The following is a 5,957-nucleotide window of genomic DNA, read 5'->3' as shown; positions in this document are numbered from 1 at the left end:
TTGGAGACAGCCAGTTTACCAGCACCCTGTCTGTCAACTTCCACTTCCCCAAGATCCCGCGAAGAACCTTTTTTATTTCCCATCCGGCGCCCAGCGTGCACTGGGCTGGGGCAGGGGGATGATCCAGTGCAAGGTTATAGAGCAAAAAATCAAAAAAAGTTGACATTGCCCCGTCGCAACTGAAAACTCGGGAAAGTTGAATGGGTATTACAGGGGTAGAACATGGCTGTCGGTATCGAGGAAGTACTGCTTCCCGAAGAGCAACTGAGCGGTCGCGCTTTTACAGACGAAGACAGGGAGCTGTTGCGTTCATATGGGGGCCTTATCGAAGGCCTGGCCGATCTGTTCGGCAAGCACTGCGAGGTGGTGCTCCACTCCCTGGAAAATCTGCATGAGTCCGTGATCCAAATCGCGAATGGTTTCAATACGGGTCGAACTCTGGGGGCGCCGATCACCGATCTCGCCCTGCGGATGCTCAAGGACATCGAGAGCACGGGTCAGGATCACACCCAGAGTTATTTTGCCCGCAGTCGGACCGGTGCCTTGATGAAGTCGAGCACCATCGCCATCCGTAACCGCGACAAGCAGGTGATCGGCCTTATCTGCATCAATTTGCACATCAATGCGCCTTTCCACGAGTTCGTGGCCGAATTCTTCCCGACACCACAGCAGGTGGAGCGGCAATCACCGGAGACCTTCGCCAACAGCGTCGAAGAGCTGGTTGCCCAGACGGTGGACAACACCATCGACGAGATCAATCGTGATCCCTCCGTGGCCAACAATGCCAAGAACCGTTTTATCGTGACCCAGTTGTTCGAGAAGGGCATATTTGATATCAAGGATTCGATCAACCTGGTCGCCGACAAGCTGAATATTTCCAAACATACCGTGTATCTCTACATCCGACAGCGCAAGCAGGGTGAAGAAGAGAGCGAGTAAGCGCCATAGATAGGGGATAGATAACAATGGCTAAAGAAGTGATTGCAACCGACAAGGCGCCTGCCGCAATTGGCCCTTATGTCCAGGCTACCAAGCTGGGTGAGCTGGTCTTTACCTCCGGGCAGATCCCGCTCGATCCGGCCACCATGGACATCGTTGCCGGTGGCATCGAGGCTCAGGCAGAGCAGGTGATGAAGAATCTGGTTGCCGTCTTGAAAGCCGCAGGGGCCGATACCAGCAAGGTGCTGAAGACCACCTGCTTCCTGAGTGACATGAACAACTTCGTGGCCTTCAACCAGGTGTATGCCCGCTACTTTGGCGAATCCGCTCCGGCACGTTCCTGCGTGGAGGTCGCTCGTCTGCCCAAGGATGTGCTGGTCGAAGTCGAAGCCATCGCCTACGTCTGAGCCTGTTTCATTGGAAAAGCCCCTCCCAGGAGGGGCTTTTGCGTCTGTGAGGTAGAATGGATGCACCGCTGTGCAGGAGTGCGATCATGAGTCTGAATTTTGCTCTGCTGGTCACCGGGCCCGCCTATGGCACCCAGACGGCCAGCACGGCCTATCGTTTTGCCCTGAGTCTGGTCGAGCAGGGACACCGCTTGTCCCACCTCTTCTTCTATCAGGAGGGGGTGTGCAATGCCAATGGCCTCCATGCGCCAGCCAGCGATGAGACCGACCTGGTGGCATTGTGGCGCGAGTTGGCCATCCAGCAGGGTATCCGCATCGATGTGTGTGTGGCTGCGGCCATGCGCCGTGGCGTGCTGGATGAGCAGGAGGCCAAGGGAATGGGACGGGAGCATTTCAATCTGGAAGCGCCATTCTGCCTGAGCGGGCTCGGTCAGTTGGCGGAAGCCGCACTGACCGCTGATCGCTTCGTTCAGTTCTAGGGGGACAAAATGACCAGAATAGCGTTTATCTCACGGCGTGGTCCCCATGGTTCGGCGAGTGGTCGGGAGGGGCTGGATGCTCTGCTGGCCACCTCTGCATTGACGGAGTCCTTGGCACTCTTTCTGGTGGGGGATGGCGTGATGCAACTGGTGAGGGAGCAATCACCACACGCCATATTGCAGCGTCACTACGCCCCGACCTTCAAGATGCTGGAACTGTATGACATCGAAGAGATCTATGTCTGTGCGGTGTCACTGGCTGAGCGAGGACTGACGGCGGCGGATCTGCTAATCCCAGTGATTCCGCTCTCTCCTGCGGAAATTCGCCGTAGCTGGGCGGGTTTCACCACCCACATCTGCTTCTGAGGTGCCCGTGATACAGCTGATATTGAACTCTCCCTTCATGAGCCAGGATCTCGAGTTGGCGTTGCGTTACCGCATGGAAGGGGATCTGGTGGTGTTGATGCAGGATGCCGTGATGGCGGCGGCTGCCCCCGGGTGGTGCGAGCGCTTGGCAGACGTCCCCCTGTACGTCATGAAGGAAGACCTGCAAGCGAGAGGCTTGTCATCCGGGATCGGGATGGAACTCGATATGCCGGGTTTGATCAGGTTGATCGCCGAGCACGGATCACCGCAGACCTGGGGCGGTTAGACTTGGTTTTCCTTTTTATCTCAGTTGCTTAGCATAATGTCATTCGACTGTCATTTGCCATTTCGGTGTGCAAATTGTATAAATCTTGACTCCCTAGACAACAGGGCATAAAATTTCGCGTCCCCGTATCTGCGGGGAGGATTTTTCACACGTTTATGAAGTCATTATCAGGAGCCTTTTGATGGCAACTATTAACCAGTTGGTTCGCAAGCCACGCATCAAGCTCGTTGTGAAAAGCAACGTGCCGGCGCTGGAAGCGTGCCCTCAGAAGCGTGGCGTATGCACCCGTGTATACACCACCACCCCGAAGAAGCCTAACTCTGCACTGCGTAAAGTATGCCGTGTACGTCTGACCAACGGCTTCGAAGTCACCTCCTACATCGGTGGTGAAGGTCACAACCTGCAAGAGCACTCTGTTGTTCTGATCCGTGGCGGTCGTGTAAAAGACTTGCCAGGTGTTCGTTATCACACCGTTCGTGGTGCGTTGGACTGTGCCGGTGTTAAAGACCGTAAGCAGGCTCGCTCCAAGTACGGCGTGAAGCGTCCGAAAGCTTAATGGTTCTCCGTTAAGTAAGGCCAAACGTTAATTCGTTTCTAGTTAGATAACTTTCTAGTTTTGGGTAACCCCTGAAGTTACGGAGAATTTGAAATGCCAAGACGTCGTGTTGTTGGTCAGCGTAAAATCCTGCCGGATCCCAAGTTCGGATCTGAGCTGCTGGCTAAATTTGTCAACGTAGTAATGGTTGACGGTAAGAAATCTGTTGCAGAAGCCATCGTTTATGGCGCCCTGGACATCATTGCCACCAAATCTGGCAAAGAGCACTTGGCCCTGTTCGAAGTCGCTCTGGACAACATTCGTCCGGCGGTCGAGGTTAAATCTCGTCGCGTCGGTGGTGCAACCTATCAGGTGCCGGTAGAAGTTCGTCCGGTACGTCGCAATGCTCTGGCAATGCGCTGGTTGGTTGATGCCGCTCGTAAACGTGGTGAAAAATCAATGGCTCAGCGTTTGGCTGGCGAGCTGCTGGATGCCGCTGACAATAAGGGTTCGTCTGTCAAGAAACGTGAAGACGTTCACCGTATGGCTGAAGCGAACAAGGCCTTCGCTCACTTCCGCTGGTAATCCGCTTGCGCAGGGTCTTATGACTCTGCGCACCTTTAATTATCTGGGGACAAGCGCCCTAGTAAGAGGATGACAATGGCTCGTACAACCCCCATTGAGCGTTATCGTAATATCGGTATCTCCGCTCACATCGACGCCGGTAAGACTACTACTACCGAGCGCGTTCTGTTTTACACCGGTGTAAGTCACAAGATCGGTGAAGTTCACGATGGCGCCGCCACCATGGACTGGATGGAACAGGAACAAGAGCGTGGTATCACCATCACCTCCGCCGCGACCACCGCTTTCTGGTCCGGTATGGGTAAACAGTTCCAACCGCACCGTATCAACATCATCGATACCCCGGGCCACGTTGACTTTACTATCGAAGTAGAGCGTTCCATGCGTGTTCTGGATGGCGCCGTGATGGTGTACTGTGCCGTAGGTGGCGTACAGCCCCAGTCTGAAACCGTATGGCGTCAGGCTAACAAGTACAAGGTTCCCCGTATCGCGTTCGTCAACAAGATGGACCGTACCGGTGCTAACTTCCTGCGCTGCGTTGAGCACATCAAGACCCGTCTGAAAGGTAACCCGGTTCCTCTGCAACTGAACATCGGTTCCGAAGAGAACTTCAAGGGCGTTATCGACCTGGTCAAGATGAAAGCCATCAACTGGAGCGAAGCTGACCAGGGCGTATCCTTCGACTACGAAGACGTCCCGGCCGAGCTGCTGGAACAGGCGCAAGAAATGCGCATGAACCTGGTTGAAGCCGCTGCTGAAGCGTCTGAAGACCTGATGGAAAAATACCTGGGTGGTGAAGAACTGACTGAAGAAGAGATCAAGAAAGCTCTGCGTCAGCGTGTTCTGAACAACGAAATCATCCTGGTTACCTGTGGCTCCGCGTTCAAGAACAAGGGCGTACAGGCCATGCTGGATGCCGTGGTCGAGTACCTGCCGGCTCCGACCGACGTTGCTGCTATCGACGGTCTGAAGCTGGATGGCGAGACCAAGGACGAGCGTCACGCTTCCGATGACGAGCCGTTCTCTGCTCTGGCATTCAAGATTGCTACCGACCCGTTCGTGGGCAACCTGACCTTCTTCCGTGTTTACTCCGGTGTGGTCAACTCCGGTGACTCCGTGCTGAACTCCGTTAAAGAGAAGCGCGAGCGTTTCGGCCGTATCGTTCAGATGCATGCCAACAAGCGTGAAGAGATCAAAGAAGTTCGCGCAGGCGACATCGCTGCTGCCATCGGCCTGAAGGACGTCACCACCGGTGATACCCTGTGTGACGAAAGCGCACCGATCATCCTGGAGCGTATGGAATTCCCGGAGCCGGTAATCTCCATCGCCGTTGAGCCGAAATCCAAGGCTGACCAGGAGAAGATGGGCCTGGCTCTGGGCCGTCTGGCTCAGGAAGATCCGTCCTTCCGCGTATGGACCGACGAAGAATCTGGCCAAACCATCATCGCCGGTATGGGTGAGCTGCACCTGGACATCATCGTTGACCGTATGCGTCGCGAGTTCAAGGTAGAAGCCAACGTAGGTAAGCCGCAGGTTGCCTACCGTGAAACCATCCGCAACACCGTCAAGGACATCGAAGGCAAGCATGCCAAGCAGTCCGGTGGTCGTGGTCAGTACGGTCACGTCGTTATCGACATGTACCCGCTGGAAGAAGGCAAAGCCTACGAATTCGTCAACGACATCAAGGGTGGCGTGATTCCGGGCGAATTCATCCCGGGTGTTGACAAGGGTATCCGCGAGCAGCTGAAGTCCGGCCCGCTGGCAGGCTATCCGGTAATGGATCTGGGTGTGCGTCTGCACTTCGGTTCCTACCACGATGTCGACTCTTCCGAACTGGCGTTCAAGATCGCTGCTTCTCTGGCGTTCAAGGCTGGCTTCATGAAGGCCAACCCGGTACTGCTCGAACCGATCATGAAGGTCGAAGTCGAGACTCCGGAAGACTACATGGGCGACGTGATCGGTGACCTGAACCGTCGTCGCGGCCTGATCGAAGGCATGGAAGATGGCCCGTCCGGCAAGATCGTACGTGCGCTGGTGCCGCTGGCCGAAATGTTCGGTTACGCCACCTCCCTGCGTTCTGCTACCCAGGGTCGTGCTTCCTACGCCATGGAATTCGCCAAGTATCACGATGCCCCGACCAACGTCGCCCAGGCCGTGATCGAAGAGCGCAAATCCAAGTAATTTAAGATTCCCCGCCTACGACGGTAGGCGGGTTTAACCTAGAAGGACTACGTCGTGTCTAAAGAAAAATTTGAGCGTAATAAACCGCACGTAAACGTCGGCACCATCGGCCACGTTGACCACGGTAAAACCACCCTGACCGCCGCCATCACCAACGTGCTGGCCAAGCACTTCGGTGG

The 5,957-nt window shown here is 55.4% G+C and carries 9 protein-coding genes; all 9 read left to right on the top strand.

Features of this window, described 5'->3' with window-relative positions; translation table 11 throughout:
- Positions 1-222: 222 nt before the first annotated feature.
- Entirely contained in the window at positions 223-939 is a 717-nt protein-coding gene (locus OKB81_RS19060) for a helix-turn-helix transcriptional regulator (RefSeq protein ID WP_010675954.1), read from the top strand.
- 26 nt (positions 940-965) lie between these two features.
- On the top strand, positions 966-1,346 hold the full coding sequence (locus tag OKB81_RS19055) for a RidA family protein (RefSeq protein WP_010675953.1): 381 nt from the start codon (positions 966-968) through the stop codon (positions 1,344-1,346).
- 86 nt (positions 1,347-1,432) lie between these two features.
- Positions 1,433-1,825 carry a sulfurtransferase complex subunit TusD gene (gene tusD / locus OKB81_RS19050; protein ID WP_010675952.1) on the top strand — a complete coding sequence of 131 codons (393 nt, stop codon included), beginning with the start codon at positions 1,433-1,435 and terminating at the stop codon, positions 1,823-1,825.
- 9 nt (positions 1,826-1,834) lie between these two features.
- Positions 1,835-2,191, top strand: a complete 357-nt coding sequence (tusC, locus tag OKB81_RS19045) for a sulfurtransferase complex subunit TusC (RefSeq protein WP_029314860.1) — start codon at positions 1,835-1,837, stop codon at positions 2,189-2,191.
- Positions 2,192-2,198: 7 nt separating this feature from the next.
- On the top strand, positions 2,199-2,477 hold the full coding sequence (gene tusB / locus OKB81_RS19040) for a sulfurtransferase complex subunit TusB (RefSeq protein WP_043153905.1): 279 nt from the start codon (positions 2,199-2,201) through the stop codon (positions 2,475-2,477).
- 181 nt (positions 2,478-2,658) lie between these two features.
- Positions 2,659-3,033 carry a 30S ribosomal protein S12 gene (gene rpsL, locus OKB81_RS19035; protein WP_005306278.1) on the top strand — a complete coding sequence of 125 codons (375 nt, stop codon included), beginning with the start codon at positions 2,659-2,661 and terminating at the stop codon, positions 3,031-3,033.
- A 93-nt stretch (positions 3,034-3,126) separates the two neighbouring features.
- Positions 3,127-3,597: a 30S ribosomal protein S7 gene (gene rpsG, locus OKB81_RS19030; protein WP_010675949.1), complete on the top strand. Its 471-nt coding sequence runs from the start codon at positions 3,127-3,129 to the stop codon at positions 3,595-3,597.
- 75 nt (positions 3,598-3,672) lie between these two features.
- Positions 3,673-5,778 (top strand): elongation factor G, encoded by a 2,106-nt coding sequence (gene fusA / locus OKB81_RS19025; RefSeq protein WP_010675948.1) that lies wholly within the window; start codon positions 3,673-3,675, stop codon positions 5,776-5,778.
- Between the two features lie 54 nt (positions 5,779-5,832).
- On the top strand, positions 5,833-5,957 hold a 125-nt coding region (locus tag OKB81_RS19020; protein WP_234887766.1), incomplete at its 3' end, for a GTP-binding protein.

This window comes from Aeromonas sp. QDB56 (assembly GCF_027705505.1).
GTDB classification, from domain to species: Bacteria; Pseudomonadota; Gammaproteobacteria; order Enterobacterales; family Aeromonadaceae; genus Aeromonas; species Aeromonas caviae.
This window is presented reverse-complemented; position numbering and strand designations above follow the sequence as displayed.

Coding starts and splice junctions, on each gene's coding strand:
- OKB81_RS19055 (WP_010675953.1), top strand. CDS start 966: ATGGCTAAAGAAGTGATTGCAACCGACAAGGCGCCTGCCGCAATTGGC.
- fusA (WP_010675948.1), top strand. CDS start 3,673: ATGGCTCGTACAACCCCCATTGAGCGTTATCGTAATATCGGTATCTCC.
- rpsG (WP_010675949.1), top strand. CDS start 3,127: ATGCCAAGACGTCGTGTTGTTGGTCAGCGTAAAATCCTGCCGGATCCC.
- OKB81_RS19060 (WP_010675954.1), top strand. CDS start 223: ATGGCTGTCGGTATCGAGGAAGTACTGCTTCCCGAAGAGCAACTGAGC.
- rpsL (WP_005306278.1), top strand. CDS start 2,659: ATGGCAACTATTAACCAGTTGGTTCGCAAGCCACGCATCAAGCTCGTT.
- tusD (WP_010675952.1), top strand. CDS start 1,433: ATGAGTCTGAATTTTGCTCTGCTGGTCACCGGGCCCGCCTATGGCACC.
- tusC (WP_029314860.1), top strand. CDS start 1,835: ATGACCAGAATAGCGTTTATCTCACGGCGTGGTCCCCATGGTTCGGCG.